Raw genomic sequence first — 19,538 nt, 5'->3', positions numbered from 1 at the left:
GTGACAGCTCGTAGGACACGAGCGGCTCGCCGCACCCGGTGGCCATCGACAGGGACGGGGAACCCGATGCGCGCGAGTGACCGGCTGCTGGCCTCGACGGTCGGACGGAACAAGGGCCTGTGCGCGGCCCTCGGGGCGTGGTACCTGACGGAGACAGCCGTCGGCCTGCTGCTGCCCTACGCCCTGGCGGGCACCGTCGACGTGGTGCTCGGCCGGGCCACGGGCACCGCTCCCTTCGTGCTCGTCTGCGTAACTCTGCTGGCCCAGACCGTCGCGGAGGCCGGTTCGGAGATCACCGAGGCCCGGATGAAGGCCGCCACGACGGCGCGCCTGCGGCACGACACCTTCGCCCGGATCTTCCGGCTCGGCCTGTCAGGGCGGGACCGGTTCACCCCGGGCGACCTCCTGAACCGTTCGACCGAGAGCACCGCGGAAGCCGGGGCCGCGGCGCCGAACCTGCTGCGCGGCCTTTTCGGCGCCGTCACCGCCGTCGGGGGACTGGTCGCGCTGTTCCTCATCGACGGGCGCCTCGTCCTCGCCTTCCTCCTCGGCATCCCCGTCGTCGCCCTCCTCGCCCGCTTCCTCATCCGCCGCACGACGACGCTGACCAGCGCCTACCAACAGGCGCACGGCGAGCTGGCCGACCGGTTCGTCGACGCGGTCGCCGGTGCCCGCACCATCCGGGCCTCGGCCACCCTGGACCAGGAGGCGCGGCGGGTCCTCGAACCCCTCCCACGGGTGCGCGCCGCGGGGACGGGCTTCTGGGAGGCGCAGCGCCGGGCGGGCTGGTACCTGTCGCTCCTGGCCCCCGCCCTGCGGATCGCGGTCCTGGCGACCGCGGGGTACGGAGTCGCGGCCGGGCGGCTCACGCCGGGCCAACTGGTCGCCGCGCAGCTCTACTTGACGTCCGCGATGCAACTGCTGTCCCAGGTCGGGGTCTTCGCCGAGCTGGGCCGGGTACGGGGCTCCGCCGAACGCCTCGCGGAGGTGTTCGGCGCGCCCCTGCCCCCGGTGGGACGGGGGGCGCTGCCGCCGGGCGACGGCGCGCTCGCGTTGCGCGATGTCACCGTGCGCGCCGGGGGCGAAACCGTACTGGACCGGGTCAGCCTCGATGTGCCCGCCGGGCGCACGCTGGCCGTGGTCGGTGCCTCGGGCGCGGGCAAGACGACGCTGGCGCTGGTCGCCGGAGCCGCGCTGACACCGGACGAGGGCCGGGTGCGGCTGGACGGCACCGACCTCGCCGCGACGGACCGGGCCGAGGTGCGCGCGGCCATCGCCTACGCCTTCGAACGCCCCCATCTGCTCGGCGGCACGGTGGCCGGGATGATCGGCTACGGCGACCGGCCCGTGAGCACCACCGCCGTGCGGGCCGCCGCGCGGGCGAGCCGCGCCGACGGATTCATCAGCCGCCTGCCACGGCGCTATGACACGCCCGTCGAGGAACTGCGCCTGTCCGGCGGGGAGTTGCAGCGTCTGGGGCTCGCGCGCGCGGTGGCGCGCGGAGCCCGGGTGGTGATCTTCGACGATGCCACGTCCAGTCTGGACACGGCGACCGAGAACGAGATCGTGCGGGCCCTCGACGAGTCGCTGCGCGGCACCACCCGCGTGGTCGTGGCCCACCGGAGCGCCACCGCCGCTGCCGCCGACCTCGTCGCCTGGCTGGAAGGCGGCCGGGTCCGGGCGGTCGGCCCCCACCACCGGCTCCTCGCCGACCCCGCCTACCGGGCGGTGTTCGGCGTCGGCCAGGAAACCACGGAGGCCTGAGTGGCAGGCGACCCGGCGCGTCCCGCCCCTTCCGTGGTCCGGCGGACCGTGCTCGCGCTGCTGCGCTCCCACCGGCGGAACCTGGCGGCGCTGGCCGCGTGGTCCCTCGTCGAGATGCTCCCGGTGCTGCTCTCCGGCTCGCTGGTCGCGGCGGCGCTCGACCACGGGTTCCTCGCCGACCGGCCCGGCCGCGGCCTGCTGCTCCTGCTGGCGTACGGGGCGGCCCTGATCGTCGGCGCCCTGGGCACGCGGCAGGCGATACCGCACACGGCGGCCGTCGTGGAGTCGCTGCGCGACGAACTGACCCGGCAGGTGGTGCGGGCGGGGCTGCACCGCGCCGTGTACGAAGGGGGAGAGGCGGCCGACGTGTCGACCGTCGCCCGGGTGACCCGCCAAGTGGAGCTGGTCCGCCAGATCTCCGCCGGGCTGCTCCTCTCGCTGCGCATGGTCGCCTTCAGCGTCGTCGCCGCCGTGGTCGGCCTGTTCGCCCTGCACCCGCTGCTCGCCGCCGTCACGGGCGGCTCGGTGCTGGCGGCCGGTGCGCTGATGGCGCTCCTGACGCCACTGCTCAGGCGCCGCCACGTCGCCCTGCTCCAGGCCCAGGAGGAACTCGCGCGCGGCAGCGGGCCGCAGCTCACCGGCGTGCGGGACGTCGTCGCCTGCGGCGCCTGGGAGACCGCGGGCCGCACAGCGGGCGCCCGCGTCGACGCCGAGGCCGCGGCGGCGGTGGCCGCCGCCCGCGCCGGGGCGGGCCGCGTCGCCGTCGTCGCGCTCGGCGCGCGGCTGCCGTTCGCGGCCCTCCTGCTGTCCTCCGGCTGGGCCCTGCGGACGGGGCTGCTGACCCCGGGGGCCCTGGTCGGCGCCATGGTGTATCTGCTCCAAGGCGTCGAGCCCGCGCTGCACGCCCTGGTGCAGACCGTCGGCAACATGGGCCTCGAGCTGTCGGTGACCCTGCGCCGACTGGCCGCCTTCCTCGACGTGCCACCGCGGCCCGGCTCGGGCACCGCCCCCATGACCGGCACCGGCATCACGCTCAAAGACGTGTCCTTCGCCTACGGCCCCTTCGCCGAACCGCTGTTCACCCGCGCCACGCTGGACATCCCCGACGGCACGCACCTGACGATCGTCGGGCCGAGCGGCATCGGCAAGTCCACCCTGGCGATGCTCATCGCGGGCATCGAGGTGCCCGGCAGCGGCGTGGTGGCACTCGGCGGCACGCCGCTGCCGACGCTGGCCGAGACGGAGCTGCGCCGCCATGTCGCCGTCGTACCGCAGCAGTCGTACGTATTCACCGGCACGCTCCGCGAGAACCTCACCCAGCTGGCCCCGAAGGCCGGTGACGACCGCCTGGACGACGCGGTGGCGGCGCTCGGCCTGGCGGAGACCGTGCGCCGCATCGGCGGCTACGACGCGCCGGTCACCGGCGCGGGACCGCTCTCCCAGGGCGAGCGGCAACTGATCACGCTGGCCCGGGTGTACCTCTCTGACGCTCGTGTCGTCATCCTGGACGAGGCCACGTGCCATCTGGACCCGGTGGCCGAGGAACGTGCCGAGCGGGCCATCCGCTCCAGGCCCGGCACGCTGATCGTCGTGGCGCACCGCATCACCTCCGCGCTGCGCGCCGAGCGGATCGTCCTCGTCGGCCGCGACTCGCTGACCGTCGGCGGCCACGGTGAACTCCTGGCCGCCGCACCGGAGTACGCCGCGCTCATCGGCTACCAGGCCGTGGCCGGACCACGGCTGGAAGACGCCCCTGACGCCAGGCCCCGCTTGTAGGGTCACCACGGCATGAGTCGACCGGTGCGGCACGACATGGAGGCGGGGGCCCATGACGTCAGTCCGTTCCATCAGCGTGGCCCTGATCGACGATCACCCGGTGGTCCTCGCGGGCATCGCATCCTGGTACGCGGCCTCCACCGACCCCGAGGTGCGGGTGGTGGCCACGGGAGCGACGCTGTCCGCCGCGACCACGGGACCCGGCGGAGACGCGGACGTGGTGATCCTCGACCTCCAACTCGGCATGGGGCTGCCCGCCTACGCCGAACTGCGCCAGCTCGTCGGACAGCAGCGCCAGGTGATCGTCTACACCATGCAGGACAGCGCCCAGGCCGCGCTCACCTGCCTGGACATCGGTGCGTTCACGTACCTCACCAAGGCGGAAGGCGTTGACCATCTGCTCCGGGCCACCCTGGCCGCGGCCGCCGGCGTGCCGTACACGCCCCCGGCGCTGGCCGGGGCGCTGGGCAGCGACACCCGGCGCGAGCGCCCGCACCTCGCGGCCCGCGAGGTCGAAGTGCTCCTGGAGTGGTTCCAGTCGGAGTCCAAGGCCATGGTCGCGGAGAGCCTCGGCATCTCCGTGCGCACGGTGAACACCTACCTGGACCGGGTGCGCATCAAGTACGCCAACGCCGGACGGCCCGCGACCACGAAGGCCAACCTGGTCGCGAAGGCGGTTCAGGACGGCCTGATCTCGCTGGAGGAACTCTGAGCGGAGGCATCGGCGCCGTCGTCGGCGTCGGGCAGCGCGTAGCTGGACTCCACCCACAGACGCCCTTCGTCCCTGACCACGCGCGTGCGCACACCGTGGCCCGCCGCCGCGGCGAGCTGCGCCTCCGGCCGGTCGATGACCACGCCGACCCGCACCTGCCCGGCACTGCGCACCACGGTCGTCCGGGCGGTGCGCCGGGCCGCCGCCAGGGCCGTAAGGACCGGCTCGGTCAGCGCCTGGCGCACCGGCCGGGGCACGGCGACGGGGTCGCCCCGCACCGCGAGCTGCACGCTGACGCCGTTGCGCTCGGCGACGTCGATGCAGGCCCGCAACTCGTGGACGAGCGGGTCGGCGGCGTAGTCGTGCTCCGCGAACAGCCGCCGCAGCCGGGCGGCTTCGAGCGCGCACCGGCGCCGCACCGACTCCTCGCGCGGATCGATCGCCCCCTCGGCGAGCCCCGCGATCAGCGGCAGCACGGTCGTGTCCAGGTCACGGTAGCGGGCCCGCTGGTCGGTGTGGATGTGCGCGGCCACCTCCGCCGACGTCTGGAGCCGTTCCTGCTCCCGCAGCGTCGCACTGGCCCGCGTGGCCCGGTCCGACAGCAGCCGCACCGCGAGCGCCGCCGACGCCTGGAACGCGCAGATGGCCAGCGAGCTCATGGCGATCCCGGCCGCCGCCCGCCGGGAGGGCACCCCCGCGATCAGCAACTGCGCGGCGGTGGCGGCCATGTGGCAGCCCAGGAACAGCCACGTCGTCGTACGGGGCCGGTCGAGCAGCAGCAGGACACCGAACCAGCCCACTTCGAGGATCGACCAGTGCGCACCCATATAGGCGTCGACGGGCAGCTGACTGGTCGCGGTCAGGGACGCGGCGAAGGTGGCGGCCACCATCGTCCACACCCAGCGCCGTGACCGGCGCCGTCCCCGCAGCTCCTGCACGGCGTCGGCCACCAGGACCGCGCTGAGCAGGGCGAAGCAGGCGACATGCAGCCAGGGGCGGCGATAGGTGTCCAGATGGCTGAGGAGCACGGGCAGCGCCAGGGCGCAGTGGATGACACCGACCGTGAGGAGACTCGCCACGTGCAGCCCGTCGCGCATGCGCACGGAGATCTGCCGCGCCAGGGGCTCGGCGGGCTCGATGGCCCGCTCGCCCCCGCTCGGGGCCGTGTCCGCGGCCGTTGCCGCGGCCGACGGGTCAGCCACGGGGCCATTCCAGACGCACGGTGGTGCCTTCGCCGGGGGCGGACTCGACGGTGGCCCGGCCGCCGACGGCGTGCATGCGCCCGATGACGGACCTGGCGAGGCCCTGCCGGTGAGCGGGTACGTCCGCCGGGTCGAAGCCCGTCCCGCCGTCCCTCACGACGACGACCGCGCGGTGGCCGACCCGGCTGATGTGGACCTCCGCCGTGGTGACGCCCGCGTGCCGGGCCACGTTGCGCAGCAACTCGCCCACGCTGTCGCGCAGCGCGGTGGCGGCCGGTCGCCAGACGGGCCCGAGGCCGGGGTCGGTGCGGGCCTCGACGCGGAGGGAGTGGGCCGAGATCTCCTCGGAGAGCAGCTCCATCAGGCCGACGTCGTCCATCCGCCGCCGCTCCGGAGCGAGCCGCTCCAGGTCGCGCCGGGCCTGTGCCCGCAGCACCTCGGGCCGGATCAGCGAGCCGGGCACGGAGGCCATGAGCAGCGTGGCGCAGGCGGTGTCGTGCAGGATGGCCAGATGTTCGCGCTCGGCGGCGCGCCGGGCCTCGGCGACCTGCCAGCTGAGGCGGGCGGCGGCCGCCCGCGCGGCCGCGGTGTCGGCGGCGCGGCTGCGCCGCAGCAGGAGCTGGTAGAAGGTGTAGGCGAGCGCGGACTGGGCGAGCAGCCACAGGATGTTGGGCAGGGCGGCGCTCCAGGCCGTGGGGCGGTCCAGGACGACGCCCGCGAGGTCGGCGCCGGTGACAAGGAACCCGGCCAGCGTTCCGGCGACGCCCGGGTGGGTCAGCTGGTAGCCGACGACGACGATGCTCACCGAGACGAGGATCCAGGTGTTGCCGTGCAGGTCCTGGGCCGCGGGGACCGTGCACGCCTGGGTGAGGCACAGGCCGGTGACCACGGTGAGGTCCACCGCGGTGAGCAGACGGGTACGCCGGGCGGACGGCAGCCACAGGAAGTAGGCGACGGACCACGCGATCGCCACGGCGGCGAACACCACCGCGAGCGGCAGGTCGGCCACCGGCATGGCCGCCACGGTGAGCACGGCGCACGTACTCACCACGACCAGGCGCAGCCAGCCCGACATCATCCGGGCGAAGCCCAGGAACTCGCGTTCCATGGGCCCTGGCCCCGGGCCCGCCGCGGCCCGTTCCGCCGCGGTGGCGGGAGGGTTGCCGGAGTCCGCGGAGTCAGTGGTCACCGCCGTCCATGATGCGGGCCGCGAGGCCCCGGGAGAAAGGGCAGTTCGCGACATGTGGGTCGAACGACCGTCACTCCCCTTGGGCCGTCGGCGGTAACTTCCCGGTGTGTACCCCGGCGACGGTGCTGACACCGCCGGTCGCCGAGGACACGAGGGCCGCCTGCTGAGGCGCGCCACGGGGGCAAGAGGGGGACGGGCGAGTGCAGAGGATCGTCGTACGACTGCTCGGCGCGCTGGACGTCACCTGCGGAGCGCAGCGGCTGACGGTGCCACAGGGGCGACCACGGGCTCTGCTGGCCGCCCTGGCCCTGCGGCACGGGCAGGTCGTGCCGGTGGAAGAGATCATGGAGCGGCTGTGGGGGGACGAGCCGCCGACGGCCGCGCGGACGACGGTCCGGGGGCACGTCAAGCGGCTGCGCCGGGTCCTGGACGGCTGCCATGACGAGGCCCGGTCCGTGGTCGACGGGGGGCGCGGCGGCTACCGGCTGAGCGCGGAGCGGGTGCTGGTCGACATCACCGAGTTCCACGACAGGGCCCGCGGGGCCGCGGCCGTGGCGGCGGCCGGGCCGGACGCGGAGGCGGCGGCGCTGGACGGTGCCCTCGCCCTGTGGCGGGGACCGGCCCTGGCCGGGATCGACGCGCCGTCGCTGCACCAGGACGCCGTCCCCTCCCTGGAGGAACTGCGACTGCGGGCCGTCCACCGCCGCATCGCGATCGGCCTGGAACGGGAGGACCCGGCCGATCACATTCCGCGGCTGCGCGACACGCTGGCCGCCGATCCGCTCCAGGAACGGTTCTGGTCCCAGCTGATCCTCGCCCTCCACCGGTCGGAGCGACCGGCGGAGGCACTGCGCGAGTACGAGAGGTGCCGACGGCTGCTCAGCGAGCGACTCGGCGTCGACCCGGGCCCCGAACTGCGCGAACTGCACCAACGGATCCTGACCGGCGGCCCCACAGCGACCGCCCCGGCACGCCCCGGGACCCGGTCCGGTGTCCCCGGCCGGTACGTGCCCCGGCAACTCCCCGCCGACGACGTGCCCTTCGTCGGCCGCGCCGACGAACTGGCCGCCCTCGACCGGGAACTGCTCGACGCGAGCGGCCGCGCGCAGGACCGCAGCGGACGCGTGCTGCTCCTTGACGGCCCCGCGGGGGTCGGCAAGACCGCCCTCGCCGTCCGGTGGGCCAACCGGCGACAGGAGCGCTTCCCCGATGGGCAGGTCTATCTCGACCTCAACGGGTTCAGCGCCGACCGGCCGATGAGCGTGGCCGACGCGTTACGCGCCCTCCTGGTGGGGCTCGGCGCGGCGCAGGACGAACTGCCCGCCGGCCCCCACGAGCGCAGCGCCCTGCTGCGCAGCGCGCTCGCCGGGCGCCGGACCCTGCTCGTCCTGGACAACGCGCTGTGCCCGGAGCAGATCCGCCCGCTGCTGCCGGGCCCCACCGGCACCACCTTGGTGACCAGCCGCAACCAGATGCGCGGCCTCGTCGTCAGGAACGGCGCCCGGCGCCTGACCCTGCCGCCGCTCGGCCCTGAACAGGCCGTCGTCCTGTTGAAAGACCTGCTGCCCGGGCACCGCGCCATGCCGGACTCCCTGCGCGAACTCGCCGCGCTGTGCGGCGGTCTGCCGCTCGCCCTGCGCATCCTCGCCGAACGGGCGGCACTGCGGCCCGAGGTGGCCCTGGCGCGGCTCGTGGACGAGATCCGCGGGGAACGTGAACCCTCGCGCGCCTTCCGGCTCGGTGAGGACAGCACGGACCTGGGCGCGGTCATGTCCTGGTCGCTGCGAGGGCTCACCGAAGCGGCGGCCCTCCTCCACGAGGCGCTGGCCCGGAACGCCGGTGTCCCGATGCGCCCTGCGGACGTGGCGGACGCGCTGGGCGTCCCGGAGCGGACCGCGGACGCGCTCCTGGACGAGCTGGCCCAGATCCACCTCGTCGAACGGCACGGTCGCGACCGGTACCGGCTGCCTCCGATCTCCGCGGCGTGCCCCGTTCCGCGTGCTTCGCAGCGGGGCGGTCTGCAGGGGGCGGGAACCGGCGGGTGACGATCGTGCCCTCGCCACGGACTCAGCCCTCCGGCTCGGAGAACCCCTGAGCGAGGCCGCGATGCCGGTCCGCGGCCAGCTTCCCCTGGGCAGGGCTGATGGGGGAGCCCGGCATGCGGCTCAGGCGTTCGACCTCCGCGGCGAAGCGCAGGTGCTCGCGTCGCGCGTGCTCACGGCAGGCCGGGCAGGTGACACGATCCGCACGCGAAGAGGTCATCGCGTACGGCACCCGCAGGCCGCATCCCGTAGTGACGCGGCTCGGCAGGTCACCGACCAGATCGAACGTGGACGCCACCACGTTCCGGACAGCGGCCTCCTGGCGGATCAGCCTCGACGCCACGTGAATGTGCGGATCGCTCTCGCCCATGGGTCCTCCCCACCCCGGCACACGGCAGGCGACGGGTGCTCGCGCCGCGGGCCGCGCTTGACCTTGACACAGTGACAAGGCCTTCACTGCTTGCCAAGGAGGTGGTCCGATGACGATCACAGGACAGGGCCCGGGGCAGGGCCCGGTGCGGGAGACAGTGGTGGTCCGGGAGCTTCGGGGGCTGGAGGACGAGCGGTCGTCCGTGCGGCTGCGGGCCGCTCTGGCGGTCGGCTCGACGCCTGACGTCCGCTTCGTCGACAAGCTCATCGAGCGCTGCGCGATCGAGCCGGAGTTCTTCGTCCGCGACATGCTGACCTGGGCGCTCGTACGCCACCCGGTGGCCATGACGCTCCCCGGGCTGCTCCGCGCGGCCCGTTCGGAGCACGCGCAGGCACGGAGCCAGGCCCTGCACACCCTGTCCAAGATCGGGGACCGGCGGGCGTGGCCGGTGATCACTCGGGCGGTGTTGACCGACGCCGACGAGGAGGTGGCGCGCAGCGCCTGGCGAGCCGCGGTCGTGCTCGTACCGGAAGGCGAGGAGGCCGCGCTCGCCGCGGTCCTCGCGACGCAGCTCGGGCGGGGCGGGCGGGAGACGCAGCTGAGCCTCAGCCGGGCCCTGGTCGCGCTGGGGGAGGTGCTTGTGCCGGCCCTGCGGCCTGCGACGATGGCCCCTGACCCGCGGGTGCGCGCGCACGCGCTCGCCACTCGGCGGCTGCTTGAGGACCCGGACGCCGGATTCGAGTTCGCGATCAACGAGGCGAAGCGCGTCGTGGCTCTCGGCGGGACGGGACAGGAGGGACGATGAGGCGTGTTGATCGGTGAGGTGGCGCGGCGCTCCGGGGTCAGCGCCCGCATGCTCAGGCACTACGAGTCGCTCGGCCTGGTGCGGCCTTCGGGCCGTACGGGCTCCGGCTACCGGGAGTACTCCGGTGACGACATCCGCAGGATCTTCCACATCGAGAGCCTGCGTTCGCTCGGCCTGTCCCTGCGCGCGATCGGGCGCGCCCTGGACGACCCGGGCTTCACGCCCTCGGCGCTCGTCGGCGACCTCATCCGCCAGACGCGTGCACGCGTCGCGGCGGAGACCGAACTGCTCACACGCCTCAGCCGGATCGACGCGGCGGAACCCGCCAGCTGGGAGGACGCCCTTCAGGTCGTCGCGCTCCTGCAAGCGCTGGGGTCCAAGAGCCCCGACGCCCGCCAGCGGGCGGCCCTCGCCTCGGGCGACGAGGTGCCGGTGCCGGTGGAGGCCCTGGTCGAGGCGGTACTGAGCGAGACGGTGCCGAACGTGGCGGGAGCCCTTCGCTGGGCCCTCGCGCGCTCGGGCGACGGCGGCGCGGAACTCCTGGCCAAGGGCCTCGGCTCACCCGTCGCCGCGGTGCGGGAGCGCGCCGCGCAGACCCTCGCCGCACTGCCCGGTGACGAGGCCACCGCACGGCTGCGGACCGCCCTCGCCCACGCCGACGCCGCGGTCCGCGGGGCCGCGGCGCTGGCGCTCGGGACCCGCGGCGTGGCCGACGCGATCCCGACGCTGATCGACATGGTCGTAGCGGGGAGGAACGACACGGACGCGGCCGACGCGTTGAGCGTGCTGGCAAGCGACACCGCGACGGCGGACCGGATCGCGGCCGCCCTCGTCGAGCGCCTCGCCCACGCCACCACGGCCGCGCCCGCACGCGGACGGCTGACCCAGGCACTCGCGGACATCCCGGGAACCACGGCCACACACGCCCTCGTCGAGCTGTCGCACGACGAGGACCCCGCCGTCGCGCACACCGCGACCTATCTCCTCCACCTGCGCGACGCACGGTGACGGCCCGTTCCCGAATTCCGTGAGATCGCCTCCCCGATACCGGACGCACAGTGGTACGCCCATCCTTTGGCCATGAATTCGGCGTCAGGGTGCGAACAGGCATTCCCCCCGGGAAAGGGAATGGGATGATCGCGCCTTGTGCTCCTGGTGTGCGGTCGATTCTCAAAAGTGCCCCCCATGGGTACGTGTTCTCAGACGGGCGTCGCAACTGACGGGGAACTGGCTACGCTTTTCACGTCCCGGCCTGTGAACCGGCCTTAGGGCAGGCGCCATTCGGTCGTTCCAGGAGACGTCGAATCGAGGGGTCCCGTCCGTGCTTCGCTGCTGCGCTCGGCGACTGGGCACCACCTTCGTGCTGGTACTGGTGGCGGTCACCTGCACCTATGTGCTCGCCGCGCTGAGCCTGGACCCGCGATCCCATTACGCCGACCGCAACCCGCCACCGTCACCCGCCGAGATCGACGCCGTCCTCAACGCCTACAACCTCAACCCCGAAACCCCGGTCGCCGAACGGTTCGCGCGCTGGGCGCGGGGAGCCGTCCACGGAGACCTCGGCCGCACGGTGTCCGGCGCCGAAGTGAGCCCCGAATTCCTGCGCCGCGCCGCGACCAGCTCCCGTCTCGTGCTGATCGCCACTGTGATCGGTTCCGTCGGCGGAATCCTGCTCGGCGCCTGGAGCGCCACCCTCCGCGAGCGCCGGGGCGACCGCGCCGTGACGCTGGCCTCCTTCGCCGTCCTCGCCACTCCGGTCTTCGTCATCGCGCTCGCGCTGCAGCTCGGGGCGAGGCACATCAACGAAGCGGTGGGAAGCGGCCTCTTGGAGTACACCGGAGAGTACGCGCCAGAGGCCACGGGCACCGGGGACCGGCTCCTCAGCAGAGCCCAGCACCTCCTCCTCCCGAGCATCACGCTGATCGCGTTCCAAGTCGCGCTGTTCAGCCTGTACCAGCGCAACACCATGCTCGATGTGCTGCACGAGGATTTCGTGCGCACCGCCCGGGCCAAGGGCCTCTCCCGGCGCACGGCCCTGCGCAGGCACGCGCTGCGGGTTGCGGTCCTGCCGCTGCTTCCGCTGCTGACGTACAACGCGGTGCTGACCTTCACCGGAGCGCTGTTCATCGAGAAGGTCTTCGGCTGGCACGGCATGGGGGAGTGGCTCGTGGACTCCGTGCTCGCCCAGGACGTCAACGTGGTGGCGGCGGTCGGCCTGTTCACCGCCGCGCTGGTGCTCGTCGCGGGCCTGATCGCCGACGTCCTGCACCTCGTACTCGACCCGAGGAGCAGGATCGCATGAGCACGCTCCCCGACCCCGGCGCCCTGCTGACCAAGGCCCGGGGAGCCGCGCCAGGACCCAGGGGCACGGGCCGCCGCGCCGTGCGGGTCCTCGCAACGCTGCGGCGGCACCCGGCGGCGCTCGCCGGCGCGGTGCTGCTCACCGGTCTCGCCGTCCTGGCCTACGGCGCACCCCTGCTCCACCCCTGGGACCACAGCGACCTCGACCCCCTGGCCCTGCGCCAACCCCCCAGCGCCGACCATCCCTTCGGCACCGACGGCGCGGGAGCGGACGTCTTCGCACTGGTCCTGCGGGGCACCCAGCGATCCCTCGTCATCGGCCTGCTCACCGCGATCCTCTCCACGGCGCTCGCCATCGTCATCGGGACCGTCGCGGGCTATGCCGGGGGCTGGCCGGACCGCGTGGCGCTCGGGGGCATCCACCTCTTCCTGGTGCTGCCGGGGTTTCTGCTGGTGGCGGCCCTTTCGCCGGTCATCGAGGACGCGAGTTGGCTGCTGCTGGTCGTGTTCCTCTCGGCGTTCAGCTGGATGATCAGCGCGCGTGCGGTACGTGCCAGTACGCGGTCGCTGAAGCGGCGCGACTTCGTGCGGGCGGCCCGCTACCTCGGTCTGCCCGGCCGGACGGTGGTCCGCCGCCATGTGCTGCCCGCACTGGCCTCCTACCTGATCATCGACGCGACGCTGCAGTTCGGGTCCGCCGTGATCGCCGAAGCGGGCCTCGCCTACCTGGGCTTCGGGGTGCGGGCACCGGAGGTGTCCCTCGGGGCGCTCATCGCCGAGGGAACACCGGACGCGATGGCGTACCCCTGGCTCTTCTGCTTCCCCGCGGGATGTCTGCTGCTGCTGTGCCTGTCGCTGTTCCTGATCGGCGACGGACTGCGCGACGCGCTCGACCCGGGGGCAGGGGAGACGAGAGGCGCGCGGGCCTCGACCAGGCGCGCCACCACCGACGACGGCGCCCACCCCGGGACCGCGCCGACGCGCTCCCCCGTCCCGCCGGTCCTTGAGGTACGGGACCTGCACGTCTCCCTGCCGAGCTCCGGCGGCACCGTCCACGCCGTGCGGGGCGTGTCCTTTCACGTGCGCCCCGGCGAAGTGCTGGCCATCGTCGGGGAATCCGGGGCCGGGAAGTCGGTCACGGCGTCGGCCGTGCTCGGCCTGCTCCCCGAGCACGCCGACGTCCGCGGTTCCGTACGGCTGCGCGGCCAGGACCTCTTGTCGCTCAAGGAGACCGGTCTGTGCCGCATCCGCGGCAACGACCTGTCCATCGTCTTCCAGGACTCGCTCTCCTCACTGACTCCCGTGTACACCGTCGGACACCAGATCGTGGAGGCCCTGCGCGTGCACCAGCGTCTTTCCAGGACGGCGGCGCGCCGCCGGGCGGTCGAACTCCTGGGCCTGGTGGGCCTGCACGATCCCGCGCGGCGGATCGACTCCTACCCGCACGAGCTCTCCGGCGGGATGCGCCAGCGCGTCGCCCTCGCCATGGCCCTCGCCAACGACCCCGCGGTCATCGTCGCCGACGAGCCCACGACCGCACTCGACGTGACCACCCAGGCCCAGATCCTGGACCTGATCGGCACGGCGCGCACAGCCACGGGAGCGGCCGTCGTGATCATCACGCACGACCTGGCGGTGGTCGCGGGCCTCGCCGACCGCATCCACATCATGTACGCGGGACGCTTCGTCGAGGAGGGACCCGTGGACGACGTCTACGAGCAGCCTCGGATGCCGTACACGATCGGACTGCTCGGCGCGGTGCCCCGCCTGGAGACCAACCAGCGCACCCTGACCCCGATCGAGGGAAACCCGCCGAACTCGCTGTCCGTGCCCCCGGGTTGTTCGTTCGCGCCGCGCTGCCCCCTGGTCATGGACGCCTGCCGGGAGGGAGAGCCCCCTCTGGAGGCCCGCAGCCGCGTCGGCCATCCGGTCGCGTGCCTGCGCGGCGAGGAGATCGGGCGGCGGCAGGAGGCCGGACAGCCCTGGGGGCCAGTCCGCACAGGGGATGTGCCGACCCCCGTCGCGCCGAGCCCCGACCGGAGCGGGGAGCCGCCGCGCGCGGAGCGGCCCGTGGTCCTGCGGATGGACCGGGTGGCGTACCACTACCCGGCCCGCCGGTCCACGCCGCGACGGCCCCGGACAGGCCTGGTGCGGGCCGTGGACGACGTCAGCCTGGACATCAGGCAAGGCGAGACCCTCGCCCTCGTCGGCGAATCGGGCAGCGGCAAGACCACCCTGCTGCGCCAGGTCCTGGAACCGACGCCGCCCCACAGGCACTACCAGGCGGGCGAGGTGCTGGTCGCCGGTCACGACATCCGCCGTGCGACGCCCGGCAGACGGCAACAGCCCTGTCGCGAGGCGCAGATGGTGTTCCAGGACCCCTTCGCCGCCCTGGACCCGCGCATGACTGTCGAGGACATCCTCACCGAGCCGCTGCGAGCCCACGGCTGGACGCGCGAGGCGAGCACCGGCGAGGTCGCGGGCCTGCTCGCCCTCGTCGGCCTCGGCCCCGAGCTCCGAGGCCGGTTCCCCGCACAGCTCTCGGGGGGCCAGGCCCAACGGGTCGGCATCGCGCGGGCGCTGGCCCCGCGGCCGAAGCTGCTGCTGCTCGACGAGCCCGTCGCGGCGCTCGACGTCTCCGCGCAGGCGACCGTGCTCAACCTGCTGCGCGCGCTGACGGCGGACCGGGGCCTCAGCTGCCTGCTGGTCACCCACGACCTGGCCGTCGCCGCCTATCTCGCCGACCGCGTCGCCGTCATGCACCGCGGGCGCGTCGTCGAAGCCGGAGCCGCCGCCACCGTCCTCGCCCGGCCAAGCCACCCGTACACACGGGTGCTGCTCTCCGCGGTGCCGCGGCCCGAGCCGCGCCTCGAGCGGGCCAGAGCCCGGCTGCCGCTGCTCGACGAGCCGCCGGGACCGGCGGACACCCGCGCCGGGTGTCGCTTCCGGCGCCGCTGCCCCCGCTACCCCGGCCTGGCCGCCGAGGAGCGCCGACGCTGTGAGCACGAGGACCCGATGCCGTCGGCACAGGGAGGGGACCACACCGCGGCCTGTCACTTCGCGGGCCCGCAGGAGGCCCCCGGTTGAGGGCCGCCAGCAGCCGCCGACCTCCGCGCAGCCCATCCGGCCCGGAGCGGCGGGACCCGGTAGTCACACCCACAGGAGGCGGCACTATGCGCCCTGCTCGCACGGTACTCACATCGGTGGTCGCGGCCGCGGTCTGCGCCTCGCTCGGCAGCGCGTGCTCCACCAGCCAGGACAAGCCCTCGTCGAAGCCACCGGCGGCCAGTCAGGTCAACCCCGTCGACCGTGCCGACCTGACGCAGGGAGGCGCGCTCAACTGGCCGGTCACCGTGATCCAGGACAACCTCAACGTCCGCCATCTCGACGGCGGACACATCGACACCCGGCGCGTCGTGGAGTCGATGATGCCCATCATCATGAAGAGCGACGCACGCGGCCGGGTCACGCCGGACCCCGACTATCTGGCCTCCGCCGCGTCCCGGGTGCGGGCCGGGCGGCAGCACGTCACCTACCGCATCAACGACAAGGCGCGCTGGACCGACGGGTCCCCGATCACCTACCGGGACTTCCAGGCCAACTGGAGAGCGCAGAACGGCAGGCGGGCCGCCTTCCACGCGGTGTCCCACACCGGCTACGAGCTGATCACGAAGGTGTCCCGGGGCCCCGGCGGAGACCGTGAGGTCACCGTGGACTTCGCCAGGCCGTTCGGCGAGTGGCGCTCGCTGTTCACGCCGCTGTACCCGGCGTCCGTCATCCGCACGGCCGACGGCTTCAACAACGGATTCCGGGGCGAGGCGAGCGTCACCGCGGGCCCGTTCACGTTCGCCCACCGGGACGAGACCGCGAAAACGCTGACGGTGGTGCGCAACAAGGCTTGGTGGGGGAACGCTCCCGTACTGGACAAGATCGTGTTCCGGGCGCTCGACCCGAGCGCCCACGCCGGGGCCTTCGCCAACGGAGAGGTCGACTTCTTCGACGTCGGGGCGAAGGCCGCCGCGTACCGCTCCGCGCGCGACACACCCCACGCGCAGATCCTCCGGGCCGGAAGCCCGAGCCAGCACCAGTTGACGATGAACGGGCAGAGCGCCTTCCTGAAGGACGCCCGCGTCCGGCGGGCCCTGGCGCGGGCCATCGACCGCCGGAGGATCACCCAGGTCGCGCTCCAGGGCGTCGCGGCCGGCACACGGCCGCTCGGCAACCACTTCCTCCTGCCCCAACAGGACGGCTACCAGGACAACGCGGGCCGGATCGGCACCTACGATCCCGCGGCGGCCCGCGCGGAACTCGCCGCCGCGGGCTGGCGACTCGACGGCGAGGTGAGGGAGAAGGGCGGGCGGAAGCTCGAACTGGACTACCTGGCCATGAGCGGCAACGACGTGGCGCGGAACGAGGGCCGGGTCATCCAGGCCATGCTCCGCGACGTGGGCGTCCGGGTGAAACTCACGTTCGTTCCCGAGAACGCGCTCTTCGAGCGGCACATCATCCCGGGCACCTTCGACCTGTCGGTCTTCAGCTGGACCAAGAGGCCCTTCCCCGTGTCGGTCAGCCGCAGCATCTACGTCAAGCCCCAAGGGAAGGACATCCAGCTGAACTTCGCGCGGACCGGCACGTCGCGGATCGACGCGCTGCTCGACGAGGCGGCGACCCGGACGGACAAGCGCGCGGCCATCGACGCCATCAACCGGGCCGACCGCCTGATCTGGCGGGAGGCGGCGACCATCCCCCTCTACCAGGAGCCGGGCATCGTCGCCTCGAAACGCACGCTCGCCAACCTGGGCGCCCAGGGCTTCGCCTCCGTCGTCTACCAGGACATCGGCTTCACCCGGTGAGGGGCCTCGGAGACCGGTAGAGGGCCTCGAGAGCGTCGTGGAACCGCGCGTGGACGACGTGCCGCGCGACCTTCATCGAGACGGTCAACTCACCCTCGGCGAACGACAGATCGCGCTCCAGGACCAGGAACGACTGGGCTCGGTAGTACTCCTGAAGGGTGGCGTTCGCCTGGTCGAGCGTCCGCGTGAGCTCCCCCAGCAGGACCGGATCACGGACCAGTCGGGCGATGTCGGTGGGCAGCCGACGCTCGGCCGCCCACTTCTGGGCGTACCGCTCGTCGAGCGTCAGCAGGACCACGAGATGGGGCTTCGACTCGCCGTAGGCGACCGCGTGCGAGATCAGCGGACTTGTGCGCAGCGCGCTCTCGACGGGGTGCGGTGTCACCGCCACGCCGTGCGACAGCTGGATCAGTTCCTTCTTGCGTCCCGTGAGGGTCAGATACCCGTCCGCGTCGATGCTGCCGAGGTCCCCGGTGTGCAGCCAGCCGTCGCGCACGGCGCCGAACGCGTCCTCGTGATAGCCCCAGTAGCCGCGGAAGACATTGCCCCCTCGGATCAGGACTTCCCCGTCGGGTGCGAGGGTGACGTCGACGCCGGGCAGGGGCCTGCCCACGGTCCCCAGGCGGTAGGCGTCAGGGGTGTTGGTGGTGGCGGCCGCCGCGGTCTCCGTCATTCCGTAGCACTCGACGAGGGGGACTCCGCAGCCCAGGAAGAAGGAGAGGATCTCCTGGGAGCACGGCGCGCCCGATACCGTCACCCTGCGCAGCGCGCCCCCGAAGTGCGCGCGGACCTTGGCGAACAGGGACTTCTCCGTGGCGTCGAACCACTCTTGCAGGCGGGGCGGCAGACTCTCGCCGCGCTGGACGCGCTCCCGTGCGTCCAGGCCCGCCCGTGCCGCTTCCACGATCAAGGCCGCGTCCTGCTCGGGCCAGGAGGCGAGGACCGAGCCGTAGATCTGCTCCAGGGCCAGCGGGACGAGCGGCAGGATCTGCGGCCGTGCGGCGCGGATCTCCTCCGCCAGGCTGTCGTCAAGGCCGCCCCGGCGGAAGACGAGCGTGTACCGGGACCACCAGGCCAGGACCTGCATCAGCATCGCGATGGTGTGCGGCCCCGTGACGACGAAGACCGTTCCGTTGGTGTCGTCGGCGGGGGCCTCGCGGGGCGGCTTCGGGTGCGCCCGCAGGACGCTGACGTAGTTGCCGTGGCTGAGGGCACAGCCCTTCTTGGGGCCCGTGGTGCCCGACGTGTAGATGATGACCAGCAGGTCATCCGCGCGCACCGCGTCCGAGCGCCGTGCCAGCTCCGCCGCGCAGACGCCGTCCCGGCCCCGGGCCCGCAGCGCGTCCAGGGTCAGCGTGGGCGCGGGGTGCTCGGCGGGCGTGGTGCGCGCGGTGCCGGGCGGGGCGTCCATCAGGACGGCGTGCCCCAGGTGGGGCAGGCGGTGCCAGACGGCCCGGACCTTCGCCAGCTGCGCCTCGTTCTCGCACACCACCACCCGTGCGCCGCAGTCACCCAGCACATGGACGATCTCCTCGGGCACCGTGGAGGGCAGCAGGGACACCACGACGAGGCCCGACGCCGCGGCCGCGAGGAGCGTCGTCGTCCACTCGGGCCGCAGCGCGCTGAGCACCGCCACCCGGTCGCCCGGAGCCAGGCCAAGGGCGAGCAGGCCGCGCGCCGTGCCCTCGCTCAGGTCCCAGGCCTCGGCGTACGTCAGGTGGTGCGGGTCGCCGCCGGGGCCGCGCCAGCGCAGGGCGGGCGCCGTGGGCCACAGCCGCGCGTTGCGGCGCGCCACATGGGCCAGGGTTCCGCCGGGGCCGCCCGGGTCTTCCCGGCCGTCGCCTCGGGCACCCTGGCCCTGCCCCGCGACCGGGGTGGGGGCGTCGGCGTTCATACCGCTCCTTCGTCGAGATCGGCGTGGAGCAGGTAGCCCCGCTGCCGCACGGTCTTGATGAGCAAACCGAGTGGGGCGACCCGGCGGCGCGTACGCGAGATCCTGACGTCCAGCGCGTTGCGCCGACCGGTGTCGTCGTCGGGCCACACGCCCGCGGCGAGCACCTCCCGGCTGACCACCGACCCGTAGGACTCGATGAGCAGACGCGCGATCGCCGCCTCGCCCGCCGCGAGCGGCACGTGCCGCCCGGCGAAGCGCAGCACGTCGTTCGCGTCGATCACCGGTTTGCGCAGCGAGGCCCTGGCGCGCAAGGTGTCGCAGCGCACCCGCAGCTCCCTCTCGTCGACCGGCAGCCGGACCCAGTCCTCCAGCGGGTCCAGGGTGCTCGGCGGCTGCTCCCCGGGAAGCACCAGGAGCAGCCGGGGCGCCTTGCGCAGACGCAACTGGTGGACCACGGCGGCCTGTTCCGGCCAGCGCAGCGTCGGAACGCCGCCCGTCGTGCGGTGGATGCTCCGACGGCCCGGCGACGCGGGGGGCACGGCCTGCCGCGTGTGTCCGGGCGGGCCCGCGGGGCGGGCGGGCCCCGGGGGAAGCGGTGCGGGAGTACGGATCATGTGTCTTCCTGGGGCG

14 protein-coding genes are annotated in these 19,538 nt (G+C 73.6%); 9 read left to right on the top strand and 5 right to left on the bottom strand.

Translation table 11 applies throughout. The features are described from left to right. Positions 1-66 precede the first annotated feature (66 nt). From AC07A4_RS12540 to AC07A4_RS12530, 3 genes are read left to right on the top strand one after another with little or no spacing between them, the layout of a single operon-like run. Positions 67-1,764, top strand: a complete 1,698-nt coding sequence (locus AC07A4_RS12540; RefSeq protein ID WP_478596678.1) for an ABC transporter ATP-binding protein — start codon at positions 67-69, stop codon at positions 1,762-1,764. Next, entirely contained in the window at positions 1,765-3,540 is a 1,776-nt protein-coding gene (locus tag AC07A4_RS12535; protein WP_478596676.1) for an ATP-binding cassette domain-containing protein, read from the top strand. A gap of 52 nt (positions 3,541-3,592) precedes the next feature. Next, positions 3,593-4,252 (top strand): response regulator, encoded by a 660-nt coding sequence (locus tag AC07A4_RS12530; protein WP_478596673.1) that lies wholly within the window; start codon positions 3,593-3,595, stop codon positions 4,250-4,252. Here the strand turns inward: AC07A4_RS12530 and AC07A4_RS12525 are convergent. Both AC07A4_RS12525 and AC07A4_RS12520 read right to left on the bottom strand, forming a co-directional pair. Then, positions 4,219-5,454: a hypothetical protein gene (locus tag AC07A4_RS12525; protein WP_478596671.1), complete on the bottom strand. Its 1,236-nt coding sequence runs from the start codon at positions 5,452-5,454 to the stop codon at positions 4,219-4,221. The two genes, AC07A4_RS12530 and AC07A4_RS12525, sit on opposite strands and share 34 nt — an antisense overlap. Beyond that, positions 5,447-6,643, bottom strand: coding sequence for a sensor histidine kinase (locus tag AC07A4_RS12520; RefSeq protein ID WP_478596669.1), 1,197 nt, complete (start codon positions 6,641-6,643; stop codon positions 5,447-5,449). Before AC07A4_RS12520 ends, AC07A4_RS12525 begins: the two co-directional genes overlap by 8 nt. 200 nt (positions 6,644-6,843) lie before the next feature. Between AC07A4_RS12520 and AC07A4_RS12515 the strand changes: the two genes are divergently transcribed. Further along, positions 6,844-8,688 carry an AfsR/SARP family transcriptional regulator gene (locus AC07A4_RS12515; protein ID WP_478596667.1) on the top strand — a complete coding sequence of 615 codons (1,845 nt, stop codon included), beginning with the start codon at positions 6,844-6,846 and terminating at the stop codon, positions 8,686-8,688. A 22-nt stretch (positions 8,689-8,710) separates the two neighbouring features. On the opposite strand, the gene AC07A4_RS12510 is transcribed toward AC07A4_RS12515, so the two are convergent. Then, entirely contained in the window at positions 8,711-9,055 is a 345-nt protein-coding gene (locus AC07A4_RS12510; protein WP_478596666.1) for a hypothetical protein, read from the bottom strand. Positions 9,056-9,164: 109 nt separating this feature from the next. Between AC07A4_RS12510 and AC07A4_RS12505 the strand changes: the two genes are divergently transcribed. The 5 genes from AC07A4_RS12505 (at position 9,165) to AC07A4_RS12485 (ending at position 17,014) form a co-directional block, all read left to right on the top strand. Then, positions 9,165-9,860 carry a HEAT repeat domain-containing protein gene (locus AC07A4_RS12505; protein ID WP_478596663.1) on the top strand — a complete coding sequence of 232 codons (696 nt, stop codon included), beginning with the start codon at positions 9,165-9,167 and terminating at the stop codon, positions 9,858-9,860. A gap of 3 nt (positions 9,861-9,863) precedes the next feature. Further along, positions 9,864-10,868: a MerR family transcriptional regulator gene (locus AC07A4_RS12500; protein ID WP_478596660.1), complete on the top strand. Its 1,005-nt coding sequence runs from the start codon at positions 9,864-9,866 to the stop codon at positions 10,866-10,868. A gap of 352 nt (positions 10,869-11,220) precedes the next feature. Next, a complete protein-coding gene (locus AC07A4_RS12495; RefSeq protein ID WP_478596657.1) occupies positions 11,221-12,162 on the top strand; it encodes an ABC transporter permease in 942 nt (313 codons plus the stop codon). Then, the gene (locus tag AC07A4_RS12490) at positions 12,159-15,248 is read left to right on the top strand and encodes a dipeptide ABC transporter ATP-binding protein (protein ID WP_478596654.1); all 3,090 of its coding nucleotides are present in this window, start codon (positions 12,159-12,161) and stop codon (positions 15,246-15,248) included. Before AC07A4_RS12495 ends, AC07A4_RS12490 begins: the two co-directional genes overlap by 4 nt. Before the next feature lie 86 nt (positions 15,249-15,334). Continuing rightward, entirely contained in the window at positions 15,335-17,014 is a 1,680-nt protein-coding gene (locus AC07A4_RS12485; RefSeq protein WP_478596651.1) for an ABC transporter family substrate-binding protein, read from the top strand. On the opposite strand, the gene AC07A4_RS12480 is transcribed toward AC07A4_RS12485, so the two are convergent. Then, complete coding sequence (locus AC07A4_RS12480) at positions 17,004-18,908, bottom strand: AMP-dependent synthetase/ligase (protein ID WP_478596648.1); 1,905 nt, start codon at positions 18,906-18,908, stop codon at positions 17,004-17,006. The genes AC07A4_RS12485 and AC07A4_RS12480 overlap by 11 nt on opposite strands. After that, positions 18,905-19,522 (bottom strand): winged helix-turn-helix domain-containing protein, encoded by a 618-nt coding sequence (locus tag AC07A4_RS12475; protein WP_478596645.1) that lies wholly within the window; start codon positions 19,520-19,522, stop codon positions 18,905-18,907. The genes AC07A4_RS12480 and AC07A4_RS12475 overlap by 4 nt, the downstream gene beginning before the upstream one ends. Positions 19,523-19,538: the final 16 nt, after the last annotated feature.

Source organism: Streptomyces sp. NPDC043996 (genome assembly GCF_056435225.1).
This window is presented reverse-complemented; position numbering and strand designations above follow the sequence as displayed.

Coding starts and splice junctions, on each gene's coding strand:
- AC07A4_RS12540 (WP_478596678.1), top strand. CDS start 67: ATGCGCGCGAGTGACCGGCTGCTGGCCTCGACGGTCGGACGGAACAAG.
- AC07A4_RS12530 (WP_478596673.1), top strand. CDS start 3,593: ATGACGTCAGTCCGTTCCATCAGCGTGGCCCTGATCGACGATCACCCG.
- AC07A4_RS12510 (WP_478596666.1), bottom strand. CDS start 9,055: ATGGGCGAGAGCGATCCGCACATTCACGTGGCGTCGAGGCTGATCCGC.
- AC07A4_RS12505 (WP_478596663.1), top strand. CDS start 9,165: ATGACGATCACAGGACAGGGCCCGGGGCAGGGCCCGGTGCGGGAGACA.
- AC07A4_RS12490 (WP_478596654.1), top strand. CDS start 12,159: ATGAGCACGCTCCCCGACCCCGGCGCCCTGCTGACCAAGGCCCGGGGA.
- AC07A4_RS12485 (WP_478596651.1), top strand. CDS start 15,335: ATGCGCCCTGCTCGCACGGTACTCACATCGGTGGTCGCGGCCGCGGTC.
- AC07A4_RS12480 (WP_478596648.1), bottom strand. CDS start 18,908: ATGAACGCCGACGCCCCCACCCCGGTCGCGGGGCAGGGCCAGGGTGCC.
- AC07A4_RS12475 (WP_478596645.1), bottom strand. CDS start 19,522: ATGATCCGTACTCCCGCACCGCTTCCCCCGGGGCCCGCCCGCCCCGCG.